This is a genomic window from Xanthomonas sp. WHRI 8932A, from assembly GCF_035012785.1.
GTDB lineage: Bacteria > Pseudomonadota > Gammaproteobacteria > Xanthomonadales > Xanthomonadaceae > Xanthomonas.
The window spans coordinates 558,525-578,424 of sequence record NZ_JAYGQQ010000001.1; the positions used below are offsets into that span (position 1 = coordinate 558,525).

Below are 19,900 nucleotides of genomic sequence, written 5' to 3' on the forward strand. Positions count from 1 at the left end.
CCTGTCGCGATGCGCCTAAGACTGTCCCTGCTGCTCAACACCACCGCCATCGAACTGGTGCCAGCTGCCCTCTTGCGCGCGCGCAGCAATGCCGATGCGCGCGTCCTGGCGCAGGCCGACTGGCTACTGCGGCGCAAACGCGATGGGCGCTATCTGGCCGCGCAGCTGCCGCACGGGCTGATGCCGCTGGTGCCGCGACTGGCGCACGAAGCTGGTCTGGACGAGGCACTGGACCGGCTGCAGGGCGCCACTGCGCGTTCCAGCCAAGGCCACGCGGGCATCCTGGCGGTCGACGGCTTGCAGCATCGCCTGACCCAGCTCGGGCTTGTTGCAGATGACTATGTAGAACAGACCGGCCTGCGCCTGATCGCCGAACCGGCAACGTTGCAGTTCGCCGGGCGCGATCGCTTCGGCCGGCCGCTCTGGCTCAGCGCAGGTGCCGTGCGTGCGTGGCAGCAAATGCGTGCGGCTGCGCTGCGTGCGGACATCGTGCTCGATGCGATCTCCGGCTACCGCAGCCACGATTACCAACTGGGCATCTTCGAACGCAAGTTCGCACGCGGGCTGACGCTGGAGCAGATTCTGGCGGTCAATGCCGCACCGGGCTTCAGCGAACATCACAGCGGCGATGCGCTCGATATCGGCACTCCGGGCGAACCACCGGCAGAAGAATCGTTCGAGGCCACCACCGCGTTTGCGTGGCTGCGCAGTCACGCGCCGCACTTCGGCTACCGCCTGAGTTATCCGCGCGACAACCCGCACGGCATCGTCTACGAACCCTGGCATTGGCGTTGGCATGCGGCCTGATGCATGCCGCAATCCGGCGCGCACCGAGCGCGTCTATTCCTGCGAGCGCGGGGTCGGCACTTTCGCCGCGACGCTGAAGTCGGCGATCTTCCATAGATAGAACGCGGCGTAAGTGCGGTATGGGCCCCAGCGTTGCCCGCGCTCGGCAAGTTCCTTCGGCGTGGGCATCTGCTTTTGTTTGTCCACGCGCTGGGCGCCCTTGCGCACGCCCAGGTCGTCGATGGGCAGCAGGTCCGGGCGGCCCAGGCGGAACATCAGCATCATCTCCACCGTCCAGCGGCCGATGCCGCGTACCGGCACCAAGGCGTCGACGATGGCGTCGTCTTCCATGAAGGCGAGTTTGCGCAGCGAGGGGATTTCACCCAGCGCTTCGCGCCGGGCAAGGTCGCGCAGTGCCAGCGCCTTATTACCGGACACGCCGCAGGCGCGCAGGGCGGCATCGTCCACGCGTCCCAGGGTGTCGGCATGCAGCCGGCTCGATCCGATCGCCACCTCCACCCGCGCCACGATCGTGGATGCGGCCTTGCCGCTGAGTTGCTGAAACAGGATGGCACGCGCCAGCGCGTCCACCGGGTCGAACGGTTTGCGCCAGCCCGGCTGCGGGGCGATGGGGCCGATGCGCTTCATCCACGCACCCAGCGCGCGGTCGCGCCGGCTCAACTGCGCGAACGCTGCCTCGACATCAAATCCGCGGGCATGCCGTGGCATCTCAACGCCTCAATGCGCCGATCGCCAGCACCACCCAGCCCAGCATCAGGCCGACCCCGCCGATCGGTGCCAGGCTGGTCGGCCAGTGCAGCAAGGCGCCACCGACCAGGCTGCCGGCAAACAGCAACGTGCCCAGCAATAACAGATACAGCCCGACGCGCGCGAGCGCGCGCGTCTCGGTGGCGCCCAGCACGACCAGCACAGCGCCATGGCCGAATGCATACGGCGATGCCAACTGCAGCCGCGACTGCACCAGCGCGTCGGTCACGCCGTGCGAAGCATAGGCCGACAACCCCACCGCGATGGCGGCCAGCAAGCCGCCGCAAAAGGCCAGCAACGAGGGATGTTTCTTGCGACGTTCGATTAAAGACATGCGGGCATTTTCCGTTGCGGCGCCGTGGCGCAAAAAAAAACGCGCCGCTAGACTGCGGCGCGTTTTCGTCTGGATCAGATCATCGTGGTGAAACGATTACTTGATGGCCCAGTAGACGTCATAAGTACCGTCCTGCGTAAACGACTTGTCCACGCCGCCCTTCCAAGACTCGTACGGACGCTCGGTCACGTCGTTGCCGCTGGTGGCAGCCCAGGCGCGCAGGGAGCTACGCACTGCATCCAGGCCGGCCATGTGGCCTGCGTAGGTTGCAAATGCCGAACGGTGCGGCTTGGTGCGCTCGTACTTCACCGGTGCTTCGGACGGGATATTGAGCTTGAGCTCTTCGCCCGTTGCGGCAACCGGCGTCGCATCGACCGGCGCAGCAGCCGCTGCGTCGTCCTTCTTGGCATCGGTCTTGGCGATGTCGGTCTTGGCATCGGCCTTCGGCGCGCCACCGGCACGCTTGCGGACCGGCTGCACGACGTCGAACGCGTACTTGTCGCTGGCAAAGTCGGTGGTGACGATCCGGACCGGACCAACAGCTTCCAGGCCATTGGCGTCCATCACGCGCTTGATCCACTCCTGGTTGTCCTTGATCGACTTCTTGATCGTCTCGTTGTCACGATCAATGTTGCCCGCGGTGACGACCAGCAGGTCCTCGGCCGGCACATCGACGATCTTGAGATCGCTCAACACCGGCTTGCCATCCAGCTGCGCGCGGTAGTCGAAGTTCGGCACGGTGGCCAGTGCGGTTGCAAGACGCGACAGACCCAGCTTCAGGTCGTCGCCCACATGGCGGCTCACATACAAGCCTGCATAACGACCGAACAGGTTCCAGCCGTATTTGACGCTGTAATCCTGGGTGATCTTGACGTTCTTGTTGTTCTTGCCGGTCGGAGCCAGAGTGAAATTGGTGACCTTGTCGTAGCCCTTGGTGGGATCTTCGATCGCGATCTCAACACGCTCGTTCTTGACGGTGTTTTTAATTTCCCAGCTGCCGCTGCCGATATAGCCCTCGGTGGAGCTGTATTCGACGCGTGCACCCTTGCCCTCTTCCGGGCCGGCCAGCTTCAGCTGAATCTTCGGGTCACGCAGCACAAGCGGGTTCCAATCCTTGAAACGACGGAAGCTGTTCACGGTGTCGTAAACAATCGTCATTCTGCGGTTGGTCTCAACACTCTCGGACATCTGCCGCTCCGAGGGCAACACCAAGCCCACCACGACAAACAAGCCAGCCACGATCCCCAAGGCGATCAGGAACTCGATAATACGGGTCATTCAGGAGGTCTCCGGGGCCGATCCCACGGCCGGGTTGAGTGAAGCGAAGCCACCATCCTAGCAGGCTTCGAGAAAGATGTTCAGTTGTGCGACGGGTAGCGCGGTCTTGCGGTGTCATCCAGCGCGCGAAACGCCGTTGCGAAACCGCGCAATCCCAGCCTGCGCAAGGGTTTGCGCCGATTGCGCGCAGTCATGATGCACATCGTGCGCTGCGTGCGTGTGATGCCGCGTCCGTTAGAGGTATGCACGGCCGTATCACCGTCCTATTCGGCGCGGCGCAACTGCGTAACAGAGTGCGTGCAGGATCGCGATGCCGCGTCACGCAGCAATCGCTGCGCGCCGGCATCGCATTACGACAGCACGGCCGTCAGACAAGCTTCAGCTCGAAGGCCTTGAGTACCGCGCGGGTGCGGTCGCGCACGCCCAACTTGGACAGGGTGAGCAGGCGCTGCCTGCAAGCCGCAGGCTTGCGCGCCCGCGAACGCCCGGCGCGCTGCGCCGGGCGGGACATCCTGCTGTCAGACCAGCTGCAGCTCGAACGCCTTGAGCACCGCACAGGTGCGGTTGCGCACGCCCAGTTTGGACAGGGTGAGCAGGCGCTGCCTGCAAGCCGCAGGCTTGCGCGCCCGCGAACGCCCGGCGCGCTGCGCCGGGCGGGACATCCTGCTGTCAGACCAGCTGCAGCTCGAAGGCCTTGAGTACCGCGCGGGTGCGGTCGCGCACGCCCAACTTGGACAGGATGTTGGACACGTGATTCTTGATGGTGCCCTCGGCCACGCCCAGCGAATTGGCGATCTCCTTGTTGGAAAAGCCACTCGCCATCAACCGCAGGATCTCGGTCTCGCGATCGGTGAGCGGATCGGGCCGGTCCAGGCTGACGAACTCGTTGCGCATGTGCTCCAGGCCCGAGAGCAGGCGCTGGGTCACCGCCGGCTGCACCAGCGAGCCGCCGTCGGCCACGGTACGGATCGCGCCGACCAGCTGTTCCAGCGAGACATCCTTGAGCAGATAGCCCTTGGCGCCGGCCTTGAGCCCGGCCAGCACCAGTTGGTCGTCGTCGAAGGTGGTCAGGATGATGGTCGGCGGCAGGGTGCCGTTGCGCGAGAGCATCTGCAGGGCTTCCAGGCCGGACATCACCGGCATGCGCATGTCCATCAGCACCACGTCCGGCTGGATCTGCGGAATCTGCTCCACCGCCTGCTTGCCGTCCGAGGCCTCGGCCACAACTTCGATGCCGTTGTCCAGCGCCAGCAGCGAGCGGATCCCCTGGCGCACCAGGGTTTGGTCGTCGACCAGGCACACACGGATCATCAGAACACTCCTTGAGTAACGGCCGCAGGCATCAGTGCCGGCGCGCCTGGAACGCAGATGCGCAGGCCGAAGCCGTCGCCGCGCCGGGTTTGGATTTCCAGCTTCCCACCATACTGGCTGAGCCGCTCACGCATGCCGCGCAAGCCGTTGCCTGGCGCCACCGCATCGGCGCCATGGCCGTCGTCGCGGGCGTCGATCAGCACGGTGTCCGCGTCGCGTCGCACCTGGATCCACAGATTGCGCGCGCCGGCATGGCGCACCGCGTTGGTGATGATCTCCTGGGTGCAGCGCAGCAGCACGTGCGCACGCTCGGGGTCGTCCAGGGTCAACGGTTGGGCGATATCCAAGTGGATGTCCAGCGAGGGGACCTGGGTCACCAGCGGGCGCAGCGCCGCCTCCAGATCGATGGCGCCGCTGTCGCGCAAATGGCTGACCGCCTCGCGCACATCGGTGAGCAGCAGCTTGGCCAGGGTGTGCGCCTGACGCACGTGTTCCTGCGCCTGGCCTTCGGTGATGTGACCGGCCACTTCCAGGTTGAGGCTGAGCGCGGTGAGATGGTGGCCGAGCAGATCGTGCAGTTCGCGCGAGATGCGGGTGCGCTCGTTGATGCGCGCGCTTTCGGCCAGCAGCGCGCGGGTGGCACGCAGTTCGGCGTTTAGCCGGCGCTGTTCTTCGCGTGCCTCGGTCTGCTGCCGGGCGACCAGGCTGGTGACGAAGATGAACATCGAAAAGCCGCCGTACAGCAGCGATTGCATCAGCGCGCCTGAGACCGGGAACCCCAGCAGCAGATGGTAGACCGGCAGCACCGCCAGCTGGCTCAGCACCAGCCACACCACGCCCACACGTAGCGGCAACAGCCAGGGGATCACCCCGGCCGCCACCATCATCAGAATGCTGCCGAGGCCGGTTCGGGTGAGATAGCTGACCGCCAGCGCGCAGATCGTGAGCAGTAGCAGGATCAGGCGATCGTACCAATGCGCGTGACCGCCACTGTTCAAGCCGCGCGTCAACCAGAAATAGCTGACACCGAAGCCGATGAAGAACGCCGACATCGTGGCGGCCTCCAGCACGCTGCGGTGGTCGCCATCTTCGGCAGGCGCCCAGTAGATGAACACCAACGGCATGGCGATCATCGCCCAGGTGAACAGGCCGGCGAAGCGCAGGACGCGCGTATGACTGAGGTATCCCAACATGCTGGCATCTTAGGCCCAAGCGCCGCCGCTGCCCTCTTGCCGGAAGTCATGCATGCACGTGTTCGCCTGCACGCACCTGCCGGCCAGGCCGTATTTGCGCATGCGCGTTGCCCTGCGCGAAGGCGACTTGCGCTCCGGGGCGCACGCGGCGGGTCGCCGCTTCAGGCCACGCATGTAATAATCCGACGCAGATCCGATTTCGGATCGAGAGCGTTACCCCACGGAGTCCCAATGTCGATCGTCATCCGCGACGTGCGCGAGCACGAGCTCGATTCCGTCCTGGCCCTGAACAACAATGCCGGACTGGCGATCCTGCCGCTGGATTCAAACAAGCTGCAACGCTTCTACGAACAGGCCGAATATTTCCGCGTCGCCGAGCGCGACGGCAACCTGGCCGGCTTCCTGGTCGGGTTCGGTAGCGGCAGTGCCCATGACAGCAGCAATTTCGCCTGGTTCCGGGATCGTCATCCGGAATTTTTCTATATCGACCGCATCGTGGTCGCCAGCCGCCGTCGCGGCGGTGGCGTCGGGCGGGCGTTCTATGCCGATGTGCAGAGCTATACCGAGTTGCGCTACCCGCAGCTGGCCTGCGAAGTGTTCCTGGACCATGGCGCCGATGCGGCGTTGCTGTTCCATGGCAGCTTCGGCTTCCGCGAGGTCGGCCAGAACACCATGCCCGACGTAGAAGTGCGCGCGAGCATGCTGATGAAAGACATGAGCAGCTATCCGTGGGTCAAGGAGACCTATGGCGGCAAGTTGCCCGAAGAATTGCCGTGGGTCGGCCGGCCGCGGCATGCCGCCGCCACCGACAACCCATCGACGGGGAGCTGAGCGTGTCGAGTGTGAATGTAGATTTTGAACAGGCCGGCGAACTCAAGATCGGCCAGGTGGGCATTGCCAACCTGCGCGTGCGGACGCTGGATGTGCCACGCCTGGTGCAGGAAATGCGCGAGCGCGTGACCCGCGCGCCCAAGCTGTTCGGCCGGGCGGCGGTGATCCTGGATTTCGGCGGCCTGTCGCAGGTGCCGGACGTGGCCACCGCCAAGGCGCTGCTCGATGGCCTGCGCGATGCCGGCGTGCTGCCGGTGGCGCTGGCTTACGGCACCAGCGAGATCGACCTGCTGTCGCAGCAACTCGGCGTGCCGCTATTGGCCAAGTTCCGCGCACAATACGAGCCGACCGCGGTCAGCCCACCGCCTCCACCGCCGCCGGCGGCACGCGCCGACCCCGCAGCGCCGGCCGCGCGCCCGGCGCCGGGCCGCATGCAACGCAATGCGGTGCGTTCGGGCCAGCAGCTGTACGCTGAAAACTGCGACCTGACCGTACTCAATACGGTCGGCGCCGGGGCGGAGGTCATCGCCGACGGCAGCATCCATATCTACGGTACCCTGCGTGGCCGCGCTCTGGCCGGCGCGCAGGGCAACCCGGACGCGCGCATCTTCTGCCGCGACTTCCACGCCGAACTGGTCGCCATCGCTGGCCACTACAAGGTGCTGGACGATGTTCCCATGGACCTGCGTGGCAAGGCCGTCCAGGTCTGGCTGGAGCAGGATCAGATCAAGATCGCTGCGCTTGATTGACGCGGCCCAACCACAGAAATATTCGGAGAAATCCTTTGGCTGAAATCATCGTAGTCACCTCCGGCAAGGGCGGCGTCGGCAAGACCACCACCAGCGCGAGCCTGGCCTGCGGGCTGGCACGGCGCGGCAAGAAGGTCGCCGTCATCGACTTCGACGTCGGTTTGCGCAACCTGGACCTGATCATGGGCTGCGAGCGGCGCGTGGTGTACGACTTCGTCAACGTCGTGCATGGCGAAGCCACGCTCAAGCAGTCGCTGATCAAGGACAAGCGGTTCGACAACCTGTACGTGCTGGCTGCCTCACAGACCCGCGACAAGGATGCACTGACCCAGGACGGCGTGGAGAAGGTGCTCAAGGACCTGGCCGCCGACGGCTTCGAGTACATCGTCTGCGATTCGCCGGCCGGTATCGAAAAAGGCGCGTTCCTGTCGATGTATTTCGCCGACCGCGCCGTAGTGGTGGTGAACCCGGAAGTGTCCTCGGTGCGCGACTCCGACCGCATCATCGGCCTGCTCGATTCCAAGACCCGCAAGGCCGAAGAAGGCAAGACGGTGCCGGCGTTCCTGTTGCTGACCCGCTACAGCCCGGGCCGCGTGGAAGGTGGCGAGATGCTCAGCATCACCGACGTGGAAGAAGTGCTGGGGCTCAAGGCCATCGGCGTGATTCCCGAATCCGGCGACGTGCTCAACGCCTCCAACAAGGGCGAGCCGGTGATCCTGGACGGCGAGTCCCCGGCCGGCCAGGCCTACGACGACGCGGTCGCCCGCATCATGGGCGAAGAGCGCCCGATGCGATTCATATCCGTGGAGAAGAAAGGCTTCTTCAGCAAGCTGTTCGGAGGCTAAGCATGGGCCTGCTCGATTTTCTCAAGAGCAAGAAGAACACCGCCGAGACGGCCAAGAACCGCCTGCAGATCATCATTGCGCAGGAGCGCAACCACCGTGGCGGGCCGGATTACCTGCCGCTGCTGCAGCGCGAATTGCTGGAAGTGATCAAGAAGTACGTCAACATCGACGCCGATGCGGTGCGGGTGGATCTGGTCAAGGACGGCGAGCACGACGTGCTGGATATTTCAGTCGCCTTGCCGGAAGACGGCGACAAGTAACGCGGTCATTGCCGCCGGCGTGCAGCCCGTAGACGCTTGCGCGCTGTGTGGCGGTCGCCGCATTGTCCTCCTGACGGTACCGTGTTCGCACGGTGCCGTTTTGGTTTCTGCCCCACTACGCGCCATTGCGGCGCGCCCGACCGCGAGCCACTGCGCGTGATTCCACATCCTGCTTCCGCATCCGATGCTTCCGCTGTGCTGTGCGTGGCCGATATCGGCCTGGACGCACCGGCAGCCTTGCTGGGCCGGTATGGCCTGCGCCTGCATCGCGTGGACGCTGACGCGCCGATTCCTGGCAGTTTCTGGGGCGAACCGGAAGCGGGCATCATCGGCTGCGATGTCTATGTGCGCGACGACACGCCGGTGCATTCGATGCTGCATGAAGCCGGGCACCTGATCGTGCTGCCTGCCGACAAACGCGCCGCCGTACATACCGATGCCACCGATTCGGTGGATGAGGAAGACGCCACCTGCTACCTGCAGATTCTGCTGGCCGCCCAGTTACCGGGTGTGGGCAGTGCGCGGCTGATGGCCGACATGGATGCCTGGGGCTATACCTATCGACTGGGGTCCACCCGCGCCTGGTTCGAGCAGGATGCGGAGAACGCGCGCAGCTGGTTGCACGAACGCGGGCTGCTGCCGGTCTGAGCTGGCTGCATGATGGTGCGGTGCGCGCTGTGGCGCCCACCAAGGGACAAGATGCTTGCATGGCTTGGGGTGCAGGCTGAGGACTATCGCCTGTGCCTGCAGATCACCGTGCGCGATCAACATGCCGTCGCAGCGTGCGCCGTGCACTGCACCGTCTTGCGATGCAGGCAGTGCGCACGCTGAGGCTATGCGTGTGTGGGCTCGATCGCGGCCACGGCACCGAACAGATCCAGCGTCGCGACAGTGCCCTGCCCTGCATCGGATTCCAGGCTCAGTTTCCAGCCCAGGTGCTCGCACAGCCGCCCGATCAGTTCCAGACCGATGCCGTTGCCCTGCCGTGCATTGCCGCGCGCCAGGCGTGCGTAGATCGCGCTGATTTCTTCCGGCGTCATGCCGTGGCCCGGGTCGGCGATGCGTACCATGCCGGGCGCCGATAGGGTGATGCGGATAATGCCGCGGTCGCTGTTTTCGATCGCATTGCGTAGCAGATTGCCGATGGCGGTCTGCACGATGGCGACCGGGGCGGTGAGGCTGCACGGCGGCAGCGGGTCGATGACCAGCTGCAGATCCTTGTCTGCGCACAGATGCGCGTGGTCGGCGACGATGTCCGGAATCAGATGATCCAGCCGCAACGTATCGCTGCTACCCACCAGCCGGCTCGGGTCTTTCGCCAGCACCAGCAACAAGGTGATCAGTTGCTCTACCGATGCGCTGGTCTGCGCGATGCGCTGCAACTGATGGCGCACCGCCGGCGGCGTGCCGGGTTGCTCCAAGGCCAGTTCCACCGCATTGCCAATCACCGCGATCGGCGTGCGCAGCTCGTGGCTGGCGCTGTCGATGAAGGCGCGTTCGCGCTCGACGAATTGGCCGTTGCGCTCCAGATAATCGTTGAGCGCATCGGCGATGACGTACAACTCGGCGCTGCCCTGCGCGCCCACGGCAATCTGTTGCGCACGGCGTTCCGGACGCAGCGCACCGATGTCGCGGGCCAGCTTCACCAACGGGCTCACCAATCGGGCCATTGCGTAAGCGCCCATCAGCAAGGTGATGCCGATCAGCGCGATACCGGCGGCCAGCATCCAGCGGGTGAGGAATTTTTCCAGCGCTTCGAAATCGGTGATATCCAGCACCAGCACGAGGCGACCGGCATGCGGCGTGTCGCGCACCATCAACGCGCTCGGGCGGCCATCGATGTCACGCTCGTGCAGGCCGGGATGCAAGGTGCGTAACACCGGCGGCACGGGCTTGCTGCCATCGAGGCGATACAACCGCAAGGTGTCCGAATCCTGCCAGTGATAACCGGGACTTTGCGCGCTGCTGTCCAGGATGCTGTCCAGTTCCGAGTTGAGCAGCGAGCGCCACACGCCATGCTCGGCGCGCTCGTGCAGGTATTGCGCGGTGCCGAACACCGCCAACGTCATCAGCAAGGTGTAGCCGAACAACCACACCATGACCCGACGTCCCAACGGGCGCGGCTTAGCCATCGGCGCGATCGCTGCTCGTCGGTTCGCTGGCGCCATCGAGTTCTGCCAAACGGTAGCCGAGCCGTGGCAGGGTATGGATGAGCTTCTGCGCGAACGGGCCGTCCACGCTGCGGCGCAATTCGTAGATATGCGAGCGCAGCATGTCGCCGTCGGGCGGGTCGTCGCCCCACAACGATTGTTCCAGGCGCTGCCGGGTGACGGCGGCCGGGCTGGCCTGCATTAACACTTCCAGCAATTTGCGGCAGGCCGGGTACAGGTGCAGCACTTGCCCGTCGCGGGTGGCCTCCAGTGTGGCCAGATCCAGGCGCAGATCGGCCACCTGCAACAGCTTGCCGCGGCGGCGGCCATGTGCACGCGCAAGCAAGGCCTCGATGCGCACTTCGAGCTCGGGCAGCGCGAACGGCTTGGTCAGGTAATCGTCCGCCCCGGCGCGGAAGCCGGCGATCTTGTCCGGCAATTCGTCGCGCGCGGTCAGCATGATCACCGGCAGTTCGGACTGGTACTGCTCGCGCAGGCGGCGCAACACCTCCGGTCCGTCCATGCGCGGCATCATCCAGTCCAGCACCAGCACGTCGTACTGCTGGGTGGTGGCCAGATGCAGGCCGGTAACGCCATCGGGCGCTGCGTCCAGGGTATGCCCGCGCGCTTCGAAATAGTCGAACAGGTTGGCAACCATGTTGCGGTTGTCTTCGATGACCAGCAGCCGCATGGCGGTTTCCAGAACAGCCCGACAGGGACGGTGTGCGCATCCTAACCGAGCCGAGCCGAACCCGACCGCTCCAGGCGGCTCGGCGCGCGTTCCGACAAAACTCCGACCTGCTTGCCAGCTATCGTTCGGCCCCTTTTAATCGGGGCATGCACGTGTCGCTTGCCAGCTCTGCCTCTCTCCCTCATCGGCGCGCGCTGCTTGCCGCGTTGCTGCTGATCGTCGTCAGCCTGCTGGCCGGGCTCGGGCTACGCCAACCCAATCCGCCGGACGAGCCGCGCTTTGTGCTGGCGGCACGCACCATGGTCGAAAGCGGCCATTGGCTGCTGCCGCACCGTGGCAGCGAGCTGTACGCGGAAAAGCCGCCGGTGTTCATGTGGCTGCAGGCGGCGAGCTATGAGCTGGTGCCGCACTGGTCTGTCGCGTTTCTGTTGCCCTCGCTGCTGGCCGCGCTGGCAACGCTGTGGCTGACCTGGGACATGACGCGCCGGCTGTGGAACCGGCGCGTGGCCGGCTACGCGGTGCTGGCGTTATTTGCGGTGCTGCAGTTCGGCCTGATGGCCAAGCGCGCGCAGATCGACATGGTGCTGGTGGCGCTGACCACGCTGTCGCTGTGGGGGTTGCTACGGCATGTGCTGCGCGGGCCGGACTGGCGCGCGTGGACGCTGGGCTTGTTCGCCGCCGGCGTCGGCACGGTGACCAAGGGCGTCGGCTTCCTGCCGCTGCTGCTGTTGCTGCCGTGGATGGCGCTGCCGCGCCGGCACTGGAGCGTGCTGCCGGCGCGTGCGCAGACCGGGCGCAGCTGGCTGCTGGTACTGCCGGCGTTTCTGGCTGGCACCGCAGTCTGGCTGGGGCCGCTGGGCATCGCGCTGCTGCACAGCGACGACCCGCAATTGCACGCTTACGCGCATGAGCTGCTGTTCAAGCAGACCGGCACGCGTTACGCGCACGCCTGGCATCACGTCAAACCGTTCTGGTACTACCTGCAAGTGATCGCCACGCTGTGGCTGCCGGGCTGCCTGTTGTTGCCGTGGCTGCTGCCGGCGTGGTGGCGGCGGCTGCGTCGCGGCGACCCGCGCTATGTGCTGCTGCTGGCGTGGAGCGTGCTGGTGCTGCTGTTCTTCAGTGCCAGCCCGGGCAAGCGCGAGGTCTACATCTTTCCAATGCTGCCCGCGCTGTGCGTGGCAGCGGCGCCGTTGCTGGCCGGGCTGCTGCGCCGTCGCGGTGTCCGCGTGCTGCTCACCGGCTATGTGCTGCTGCTCGCACTTGCCGGCCTGGTCCTGGGTGCCGGCATTGCGCTGCATCTGCACTGGGCCGAAAACACCGCGCTGAAGCGCGGCATGGAGCTGGCGTCGTTGCAGTCGGTGGGTTTCTGGCTGATCGGCCTTGGCATCGTCGGCATGGCGGCGCTGGCGTGGTCGCGCGGTCGTCGCGCTGGCACTGCGGTGGTGGTCATGACAGCGGCGCTGTGGAGCGTGTACGGCCTGGGCTTGATGCCCGCGCTGGACCCTTACAGTTCGTCTGCGCGGCTGATGCAGCGCGTCGGCCAGCGTATCGGCCCGGATGCCGAGCTGGGCATGCTGGCCTGGCGCGAACAGAACCTGCTGCAAGCCGATCGTTCAGTGACCGATTTCGGCTTCAAGGCGAGTTGGCAGCAGCAATGGGACAAGGCAGGCCCGTGGCTTGCGCAGGCACCAGAAAAACGTTGGTTGTTCGTGCTCAAGCAGGCTGTACCGGCGTGTATCGATCCGGCGCAACGCATCGATATCGGCGAATCCAATCGCAATCAATGGCAATTGGTGCCAGGCACCGCGTGGCACGCCGGTTGCATCACCACGGCGTCCGACAGCGAACAAACCGGTAGCGACGGCGACACAGACTGAACGCTTGGTGTCGGGTTAACGGCTGGGCAACTTCAGTCCGACCGCTCTCCGACATCCGGGTTTCGAAGATGCCGGGCAATGACACAGACCGACATCTCGATGAGCACGCTTCCCGTCCATGCGCCAGTTTTGGCGCGCACCGCCCGTGATGTGCAGGCGCGCTTCTTCGTTCGCCATCTGTGGATGCCCCTGGCGGCTGTGCTGTTGGTCAGCGCGTTGTTGATGGGCGCAGGCGGCGACCGGTGGATTGCCGATGCGCTGTATCGACTGGAAGGCGGCCACTGGCTGCTCAAGGACCACTGGTTTACCAGTGGCGTGATTCATCGCATCGGCAGAGGGCTGAGTACCTCTGCGGGTGTCAGCGTCGTGATTCTGGCGGTGGCTGCCTGGTGCAGGCCGCGTTTGCGCGTGCTGCGTTGGCCGCTCACCTATCTAGCCGCATCGATCGCGTTGTCGACCTCGCTGGTGTCGTTGCTCAAGTCGTGGACCGCAATGGATTGCCCGTGGGATTTGAGCCGATATGGTGGCACGCAGGCGATGATCGGCTTGTTCGAATCGCGCCAGGGCATTGCCGCGTCCGGTTGTTTTCCGGCCGGCCATGCCAGTGCCGGGTATGCGTGGGTCGCACTGTATTTCTGTGCGTTGTCGCTGCGTCCTGCGTGGCGCTTCCCAGGTTTGTTTATAGGGTTGGTGGCAGGTCTCATTTTCGGCGTTGCGCAGCAACTGCGCGGCGCGCATTTCCTCTCGCACGATGTATGGTCGCTGGCAGTGTGCTGGCTGACGGCACTGGGGTTGTACTGCGTGATGCTGGCTCGGCCACATCGCACGTCTGATTCGATGTTGCCATCGGGGGATGCAGCATGAGCACCTGGTTACCGGAACCGCGCGGGCGCACCAGCGCGCGCGCGCTGACATGGAGTACTCGGCCGATCGTGTCGACCGAAGCGCTGGTGTTGCTGTCGAGCGTGTTTTTCGCGTTGGTATGCAATCAGCTGTTCTGGCGCACGGCGATGGCCACGCACCCGGGCAGCATCGGGTTTGCCATTTCGCTGATGGCGCTGCTGGTCGCCGTGCACGCGCTGTTGTTGGGTCTGCTGGTGTGGCGCTGGAACGCCAAACCGCTGTTGACACTGCTGCTGTTCACCACCGCGCTGGCTGCGCACTACATGGACAGCTACAACGTCTATCTGGATGCGGACATGCTGCGCAACGTGCTGCATACCGACCACAAGGAATCGCGTGAACTACTCACGCCGGGGCTGATTTTTCCGCTGCTGTGCTACTTCCTGATTCCCGCCGTGCTGCTGTGGCGTACGCGCTTGCGTGCACGCAGCACGGGCAAGACGTTGCTGGTGCGGGTCGGCTTCTTGCTGGCGGTGGCGGTGGTGGGTGCCGCCGGTACCATGCTGTCGTCGCAGGATATTTCGGCGTTGATGCGCAATCACCGCGAAGTGCGCTACCTGGCCACGCCGATCAACTACATCGTCGCACTGCGGCAGAACCTCAAGTCCGATTCGCCGATCAAGCATGCGCCCAAGCAGCCGATCGAACACGACGCCATTGCCACGCCGCGCGCTGCTGGCAGCCGCCCGCGTCTGTTGCTGCTGGTGCTGGGCGAGACCGCACGTGCGCAGAATTGGGGCCTCAGCGGCTATGCGCGCCAGACCACACCGGAGCTGGCGCAGGCGGGCGTGATCAATTTCCCGGACATGCATTCGTGCGGCACCAGCACCGAAGTGTCGGTGCCCTGCATGTTCTCGCCGTTCGGCCGCCGCGATTACAACGAAGACATGATCCGCGGCCACCAGTCGTTCCTGCACGTGCTTGAACACGCCGGCATCTCCACGCTGTGGCGCGACAACCAGTCCGGCTGCAAGGGCGTGTGCGAGGGGCTGGAGATCCAGAAGCTGGACGATGCCACCACGCCGGAGCTGTGCGCCGATGGCCGTTGCATGGACGAAATCCTGCTGCGCGATCTGGCGGCGCAAGTGCGTGCCAAGCCCGGCGACCGCGTGGTGGTGTTGCATCAACTCGGCAGCCACGGGCCCAGCTATTTCGAACGCTACCCGGCGCAGTTCGAGCGCTTCAAGCCGGTGTGCAAGACCGCCGACCTGGGCAGCTGCAGCCGCCAGAGCATCGTCAACGCCTACGACAACTCCATCGGCTACACCGATCACTTCCTCAATCAGGCCATCCATACATTGCGTAGCTTGTCCGACTACGACACCGCGATGATCTATCTCTCCGATCACGGCGAATCGCTGGGCGAGAAGGGCCTGTATCTGCATGGCGTGCCATATGCCATCGCACCGAAGGAGCAGACCCACGTGCCAATGGTGATGTGGTTCTCGCCGGAGTTTGCGCGCGATCGCGGACTGGATGAGGCCTGCCTGCGCCATCGCGCCGGGCAATACACCGATCAGGATGCGCTGTTCCCCTCGGTGCTGGGCCTGATGCAGGTCAAGACCAGCGTATATGCACGCGAACGCGACGTGTTTGCGCAGTGCACGGGGAAAGGCTGAGCGTTCCGGACCGCCAACAGCGGGATCGATTGCCGCTGCGTGGCATCCGCACCGGCACCGCTTGCCCATGAAGCACCGCTTGCCCTGAAGCCTCGCGCGCTCTAGCCTTCGCCGGACTTCACTGCAAGGACCACCCGTGAATCCTCGTCTGCTGTTGCTGGCATTGGCTGTGGCCGCCGGCACGTTATCGCTGTCGGCCTGCCGCAAGGATGCCCCGCCGCCAGCCAAACCGGCCGCGACCAACACCGCGCCTGCCGAAAGCGCCGACCAGTTCGTCGCGCGCATCAGCGCCGAGTACAAGGCCGCCTACCCGGAAGTCACTGCCGCGCAGTGGCTGTCGTCGACCTACATCAACGGCGATTCGCAGCTGCTGGCCGCCAAGGCCAACGAGCGTTCGCTGGCGCAGCTGGATCGCTGGATCGAACAATCCAAGCAGTACGTCGGTACGCCGATGTCGGCAGACAGCGCACGCGCACTGCAGCTGCTCAAACTCATGAGCGCCCTGCCCGCGCCGCGCGACCCGGCCAAACTGGCCGAACTCACCCGCATCGCCGCCAAGATGGAAGGCGACTACGGCGCCGGGAGTTACTGCGTGGGCGATGGCGAACAACGCCGCTGCCGCCAGCTCGGTGAGCTGGAACAAGTGCTGGCCAGCAGCCGCGACTACACCGAACAACTCGATGCCTGGCAGGGCTGGCATAGCACCGCCCAGCCGATGCGCAAGGACTACCAGCGCTTTGTCGAGCTGGCCAACGAAGGCGCGCGCGGCAACGGCTTTGCCGATGTCGGGGTGATGTGGCGCAGCGGCTACGACATGCCGCCGGCGCAGTTGGCCAGCGAGACCGACCGGTTGTGGGAGCAAGTCAAACCGCTGTATGCGCAGCTGCAGTGCTACGCGCGCGGCAAGCTCGATACGCAGTACGGCAAGGCCAAGGGCGAAGTGGCCGGCGGCCTGTTGCCGGCGCATTTGATGGGCAATATGTGGCAGCAGGACTGGAGCAATCTGTGGGATCTGCTGCAGCCCTACCCCGGCGCCGGCGATCTGGACATTACCTCCGCGCTGGAAAAGCAGTACCAGGGCAATCTGAGCGCGGTACTGGCGCGTAACACCGGCGGCGACGGCGGGACGGCGGCACGCTTCAATGCCGAGCGCGAGGCGCAACTGCGTACCGCCAAACAGATGACCGAGCGCGCGCAGGATTTCTACACCTCGCTGGGTATGCCCAAGCTTCCCGACACCTATTGGCAACGCTCGCAGTTCATCAAGCCGCTGGACCGCGATGTGGTCTGTCATGCCAGCGCGTGGGACATGAACATGGGCGGCGAGCCGACCCAGAACATCGGCGCCGATGTGCGCACCAAGATGTGCATCAAGCCCACCGAAGAAGACTTCACCACCATCTATCACGAGCTCGGCCACATCTATTACGACCTGGCCTACAACCCGCTGCCGCCGCTGTTCCAGAACGGCGCCAACGACGGCTTCCACGAGGCGATCGGCGACACCATCGTGCTGGCGATGACGCCCAAGTACCTGCAGTCGATCGGCATGGTCGGCGAACAGCAGGCCGGGCGCGAAGCGTTGATCAATTCGCAGATGCGCATGGCCTTGAGCAAGGTCGCCTTCCTGCCGTTCGGCTTGATGATCGACCGCTGGCGCTGGGGCGTGTTCGATGGCTCGATTCCGCCGGAGCGCTACAACCAGGCCTGGTGGGAACTCAAAGCCAAGTACCAGGGCGTGGCGCCGGTAACCGCACGCGGCGAAGAGTTCTTCGATGCGGGCGCCAAATACCACGTGCCGGGCAATACGCCGTACACGCGCTATTTTCTGGCGCATATCCTGCAGTTTCAGTTCTACAAGGGCCTGTGCGATGCGGCCGGGCATCAAGGCCCGCTGTACGAGTGCAGCTTCTACGGCAACAAGGATGCAGGGCAGAAATTCTGGTCGATGTTGCAACGTGGATCGAGCCAGCCCTGGCAGACCACGCTGAAGGAACTCACCGGCAGCGAGAAACTCGACGCCGGCCCGATGCTGGAGTACTTCGCACCGATGAGCGAATGGCTCAAACAGCAGAATCAAGGCCAATTGTGCGGCTGGCAGGCAACCGCGCCTGCTGCCGCGAGCAACACGCCTGCGCCTGCCGCATTGCACTGACGCGCCACTTTGCCTGTGGCATGCGGCGGCCATCACCCAGGCCGCTGCATAACATTCCTTTGATAAACGCCTGAAACGCTGCCGATATACTGCGCGCCCGCTGCACAGGCGCAGCATGCAGGAAGCATCCCAATGAGCAACGCCTCCACCGGCCCGGACGCGCGCGATGTGGACCGCAACAAGCAGGTCATCGACGACGCGAACGATCGCGCATTCAACCCGATCTATAGCAGCTCCAATAGCGAATACGCGGCGAAAGTTGGGAGCGGCACCGTCTCGGTCAACCCGGCAGAACAGTCGGCCAAGTATGCGCAGACCAGCGAGCAGAACAGCGGCAGCCCGACGCAGCCGTTAGGCCAGACCAGCCTGCGTGGCGGTGGCTCGCTGAGCGCAGGCAGTCTCAGCGATGCCGACGCAAAGACCACCACTTTCAGCCTGGAAGCCGACGCGCAGACCGGCCAGCAACAACGTCTGCAATCCACGCTTGGCGACAGCAAGCTAAGCATCGAGGCCGGCGCCAGTGCCGGGCAGCGCATGCGCTACGCACTGACGCTGCCCGGTGTGGACCAGCCGCTAGAGGCCGCCAGACAGGTGAATCCGCTGCAGCCGGAGAGCCTTCCGATCGGCGCGCGCGCAGTGATGGACACCCAAACCTTTGTGCAAAGCGAATCTTCGGCGAGTCTGCGAGGGCTCACCACGCAGAGCAAAATCACCGAAGCCAGCGGCCGCAGCTACATGATCGAACGCGTCGACGAGCGCCACGTGCGTGTGGTGACCGGGCCGAATGCGGCCATCGAGGCGGTGAATGCACTTGGCGTCAAAGCCGGACCGGCGCAAGCCCTGCTCGGGCGCGCCGACTCCCTGGGCCAGTCGCAAGTGAACAGCGCGCAGTTCGATCTGGCTGATCCGCGTGCGCGCGCGGCCATGGGCGAATTCGTACGCGAAGGCAAGCTTGCACCGGGCGTGCCCGGCGTCGATGAGATGCAGACGCTGGAGCGCATCAATTTCAGCTCGCAGCAGCGTCTGCAGCTGGAACTGGGCCCGCTCAGCGCCGATGTTGCCGGCAACCGCAACCAAGGCAGCCAGGTGCGCATCAGCACACCGGGCCAGGACGGCTACGCCGTGGTGCAGCAGCTGCAATACGGCGACAACGTGCCGCTGACGATCGTGCGCCAGTACGACGGCAACGCTGCCGAACGCGTGGAGCAGCGCAGCTACCGTTTCGAGATCGATGGCGACGTGGCGGCGCCGGGCTTGTTGCAGCGCCTGGGCGGGCGCAACGAGGCCAGTGAGGAAAAGGCGATCGCGCAGACGCTTAACAGCGCGTTGAGCGGCGAGATGACGGGCACCGGCGCGATCGCGCCAGGGCAGAAGACCACGCTGGAATTCAGCGAGGTGCAGATGCAGGCGCTGCTGGAACAGACGCGCACCAGCGCCGGCGCCAGCAAGATCGGCGGCAGCGCGCTGACCTCGCTGGTCGGCGACAGCAACGCCCCGGCGCAGTCGCCCGAGCAGTTTGCGATCGCGATGGCCCGCAATGTGGGTGGATCGCCCTATGGGTTCGCCGAGCGGCTGCAGCGTATCGCCGACGGCGCCGACGGGAAATACGACGGCCAGCTGCAGCGTGTCGATGCCACCGTGCTGCCGCGGCCGGCGGACGTCGCCCTAGCGCTCCCGGACCCGCGCAATCCAGCGCATGCGGATCATGCCCTGCTGCAGCAATCCACCGCGGCAGTGGAGCGCTTGCAAGCCGCACCCGGCCCAGCCGCAGGAATGGACAGCGAACGCCTGGCCTTAGGGGCGGTGGTGGCCGCGCGCGAGCATGGCTTGCAACGGGTCGATCACGTGGTGCTCGGCAACGATCCGGCGCGTGGCTTCGTGGTGCAGGGAGCACTCGACTCGCCAGCGCATCTACGGGGCAGCTTCGATGCCAAGGCGGCGCAGGAAGAGCCCGTGGCCGCCAGCCTGCAACGCCTGCAGGCGCTGGAACCCGGCACGGAGCGCGATGCTGCTGCGCAGGCGCAGGTGTCGCAGCAGGAAACGCAGCGACAGGCGCAGGCGCGCTGAGAACGCGCTGGGTGGTTGCACCTGAATTCCCAGATCGAACGCGTTCGATCACATATGTGGCCGACCACTGAGTTGGCCAC

The 19,900-nt window shown here is 65.1% G+C and carries 19 protein-coding genes and 1 pseudogene; 11 read left to right on the top strand and 9 right to left on the bottom strand.

Features of this window, described 5'->3' with window-relative positions:
- Positions 1–9: 9 nt before the first annotated feature.
- The gene (locus VC212_RS02455) at positions 10–807 is read left to right on the top strand and encodes a M15 family metallopeptidase (RefSeq protein ID WP_323514253.1); all 798 of its coding nucleotides are present in this window, start codon (positions 10–12) and stop codon (positions 805–807) included.
- Positions 808–840: 33 nt separating this feature from the next.
- On the opposite strand, the gene VC212_RS02460 is transcribed toward VC212_RS02455, so the two are convergent.
- From VC212_RS02460 to VC212_RS02490, 7 genes and pseudogenes are all read right to left on the bottom strand, one after another.
- A complete protein-coding gene (locus tag VC212_RS02460; protein WP_323514254.1) occupies positions 841–1,515 on the bottom strand; it encodes a DNA-3-methyladenine glycosylase in 675 nt (224 codons plus the stop codon).
- 1 nt (position 1,516) lies between these two features.
- Positions 1,517–1,888 (bottom strand): DUF423 domain-containing protein, encoded by a 372-nt coding sequence (locus VC212_RS02465; protein WP_323514255.1) that lies wholly within the window; start codon positions 1,886–1,888, stop codon positions 1,517–1,519.
- Positions 1,889–1,984: 96 nt separating this feature from the next.
- A complete protein-coding gene (locus tag VC212_RS02470) occupies positions 1,985–3,166 on the bottom strand; it encodes an SRPBCC family protein (RefSeq protein WP_323514256.1) in 1,182 nt (393 codons plus the stop codon).
- A 367-nt stretch (positions 3,167–3,533) separates the two neighbouring features.
- Positions 3,534–3,602: pseudogene (locus VC212_RS02475) on the bottom strand (DNA-binding response regulator); the annotation flags it as partial.
- An 82-nt stretch (positions 3,603–3,684) separates the two neighbouring features.
- A complete protein-coding gene (locus VC212_RS02480) occupies positions 3,685–3,828 on the bottom strand; it encodes a transcriptional regulator (RefSeq protein WP_323525941.1) in 144 nt (47 codons plus the stop codon).
- A gap of 7 nt (positions 3,829–3,835) precedes the next feature.
- The gene (locus VC212_RS02485) at positions 3,836–4,477 is read right to left on the bottom strand and encodes a response regulator transcription factor (RefSeq protein WP_005990002.1); all 642 of its coding nucleotides are present in this window, start codon (positions 4,475–4,477) and stop codon (positions 3,836–3,838) included.
- Complete coding sequence (locus VC212_RS02490; RefSeq protein WP_323515749.1) at positions 4,477–5,670, bottom strand: sensor histidine kinase; 1,194 nt, start codon at positions 5,668–5,670, stop codon at positions 4,477–4,479. The genes VC212_RS02485 and VC212_RS02490 overlap by 1 nt, the downstream gene beginning before the upstream one ends.
- Before the next feature lie 231 nt (positions 5,671–5,901).
- On the opposite strand from VC212_RS02490, the gene VC212_RS02495 reads away from it, so the two are divergent.
- The 5 genes from VC212_RS02495 to VC212_RS02515 all read left to right on the top strand — a co-directional run bounded on the left by VC212_RS02495 (position 5,902) and on the right by VC212_RS02515 (position 9,003).
- Positions 5,902–6,501, top strand: coding sequence for a GNAT family N-acetyltransferase (locus VC212_RS02495; RefSeq protein ID WP_055845605.1), 600 nt, complete (start codon positions 5,902–5,904; stop codon positions 6,499–6,501).
- Positions 6,502–6,503: 2 nt separating this feature from the next.
- The gene (gene minC, locus VC212_RS02500; protein WP_323515752.1) at positions 6,504–7,250 is read left to right on the top strand and encodes a septum site-determining protein MinC; all 747 of its coding nucleotides are present in this window, start codon (positions 6,504–6,506) and stop codon (positions 7,248–7,250) included.
- A gap of 35 nt (positions 7,251–7,285) precedes the next feature.
- Positions 7,286–8,095, top strand: coding sequence for a septum site-determining protein MinD (gene minD, locus VC212_RS02505; RefSeq protein WP_055845610.1), 810 nt, complete (start codon positions 7,286–7,288; stop codon positions 8,093–8,095).
- A gap of 2 nt (positions 8,096–8,097) precedes the next feature.
- Entirely contained in the window at positions 8,098–8,355 is a 258-nt protein-coding gene (gene minE, locus VC212_RS02510) for a cell division topological specificity factor MinE (RefSeq protein ID WP_005994583.1), read from the top strand.
- Positions 8,356–8,505: 150 nt separating this feature from the next.
- Positions 8,506–9,003: a hypothetical protein gene (locus tag VC212_RS02515; RefSeq protein ID WP_055846266.1), complete on the top strand. Its 498-nt coding sequence runs from the start codon at positions 8,506–8,508 to the stop codon at positions 9,001–9,003.
- Positions 9,004–9,188: 185 nt separating this feature from the next.
- Here the strand turns inward: VC212_RS02515 and VC212_RS02520 are convergent, their stop codons facing one another.
- Together VC212_RS02520 and VC212_RS02525 are read right to left on the bottom strand one after the other, a co-directional pair.
- Positions 9,189–10,487, bottom strand: coding sequence for a HAMP domain-containing sensor histidine kinase (locus VC212_RS02520; RefSeq protein ID WP_055845613.1), 1,299 nt, complete (start codon positions 10,485–10,487; stop codon positions 9,189–9,191).
- Positions 10,480–11,196, bottom strand: coding sequence for a response regulator transcription factor (locus tag VC212_RS02525; RefSeq protein WP_323515755.1), 717 nt, complete (start codon positions 11,194–11,196; stop codon positions 10,480–10,482). The genes VC212_RS02520 and VC212_RS02525 overlap by 8 nt, the downstream gene beginning before the upstream one ends.
- 146 nt (positions 11,197–11,342) lie before the next feature.
- Between VC212_RS02525 and VC212_RS02530 the strand changes: the two genes are divergently transcribed.
- The 5 genes from VC212_RS02530 to VC212_RS02550 all read left to right on the top strand — a co-directional run bounded on the left by VC212_RS02530 (position 11,343) and on the right by VC212_RS02550 (position 19,820).
- Positions 11,343–13,076 carry a glycosyltransferase family 39 protein gene (locus tag VC212_RS02530; RefSeq protein WP_323515758.1) on the top strand — a complete coding sequence of 578 codons (1,734 nt, stop codon included), beginning with the start codon at positions 11,343–11,345 and terminating at the stop codon, positions 13,074–13,076.
- Between the two features lie 99 nt (positions 13,077–13,175).
- Positions 13,176–13,940, top strand: coding sequence for a phosphatase PAP2 family protein (locus VC212_RS02535; RefSeq protein WP_323515835.1), 765 nt, complete (start codon positions 13,176–13,178; stop codon positions 13,938–13,940).
- Complete coding sequence (locus VC212_RS02540; RefSeq protein ID WP_323515761.1) at positions 13,937–15,598, top strand: phosphoethanolamine--lipid A transferase; 1,662 nt, start codon at positions 13,937–13,939, stop codon at positions 15,596–15,598. Before VC212_RS02535 ends, VC212_RS02540 begins: the two co-directional genes overlap by 4 nt.
- A 136-nt stretch (positions 15,599–15,734) precedes the next feature.
- A complete protein-coding gene (locus VC212_RS02545) occupies positions 15,735–17,753 on the top strand; it encodes a M2 family metallopeptidase (protein WP_323515764.1) in 2,019 nt (672 codons plus the stop codon).
- Between the two features lie 132 nt (positions 17,754–17,885).
- Entirely contained in the window at positions 17,886–19,820 is a 1,935-nt protein-coding gene (locus VC212_RS02550) for an XVIPCD domain-containing protein (RefSeq protein ID WP_323515768.1), read from the top strand.
- Positions 19,821–19,900 lie beyond the last annotated feature (80 nt).

Coding starts and splice junctions, on each gene's coding strand:
- VC212_RS02495 (WP_055845605.1), top strand. CDS start 5,902: ATGTCGATCGTCATCCGCGACGTGCGCGAGCACGAGCTCGATTCCGTC.
- minE (WP_005994583.1), top strand. CDS start 8,098: ATGGGCCTGCTCGATTTTCTCAAGAGCAAGAAGAACACCGCCGAGACG.
- VC212_RS02535 (WP_323515835.1), top strand. CDS start 13,176: ATGAGCACGCTTCCCGTCCATGCGCCAGTTTTGGCGCGCACCGCCCGT.
- VC212_RS02550 (WP_323515768.1), top strand. CDS start 17,886: ATGAGCAACGCCTCCACCGGCCCGGACGCGCGCGATGTGGACCGCAAC.
- VC212_RS02485 (WP_005990002.1), bottom strand. CDS start 4,477: ATGATCCGTGTGTGCCTGGTCGACGACCAAACCCTGGTGCGCCAGGGG.
- VC212_RS02455 (WP_323514253.1), top strand. CDS start 10: ATGCGCCTAAGACTGTCCCTGCTGCTCAACACCACCGCCATCGAACTG.
- VC212_RS02540 (WP_323515761.1), top strand. CDS start 13,937: ATGAGCACCTGGTTACCGGAACCGCGCGGGCGCACCAGCGCGCGCGCG.
- VC212_RS02480 (WP_323525941.1), bottom strand. CDS start 3,828: ATGTCCCGCCCGGCGCAGCGCGCCGGGCGTTCGCGGGCGCGCAAGCCT.
- VC212_RS02530 (WP_323515758.1), top strand. CDS start 11,343: ATGCACGTGTCGCTTGCCAGCTCTGCCTCTCTCCCTCATCGGCGCGCG.
- VC212_RS02490 (WP_323515749.1), bottom strand. CDS start 5,670: ATGTTGGGATACCTCAGTCATACGCGCGTCCTGCGCTTCGCCGGCCTG.
- VC212_RS02460 (WP_323514254.1), bottom strand. CDS start 1,515: ATGCCACGGCATGCCCGCGGATTTGATGTCGAGGCAGCGTTCGCGCAG.
- VC212_RS02525 (WP_323515755.1), bottom strand. CDS start 11,196: ATGCGGCTGCTGGTCATCGAAGACAACCGCAACATGGTTGCCAACCTG.
- VC212_RS02470 (WP_323514256.1), bottom strand. CDS start 3,166: ATGACCCGTATTATCGAGTTCCTGATCGCCTTGGGGATCGTGGCTGGC.
- VC212_RS02465 (WP_323514255.1), bottom strand. CDS start 1,888: ATGTCTTTAATCGAACGTCGCAAGAAACATCCCTCGTTGCTGGCCTTT.
- VC212_RS02520 (WP_055845613.1), bottom strand. CDS start 10,487: ATGGCTAAGCCGCGCCCGTTGGGACGTCGGGTCATGGTGTGGTTGTTC.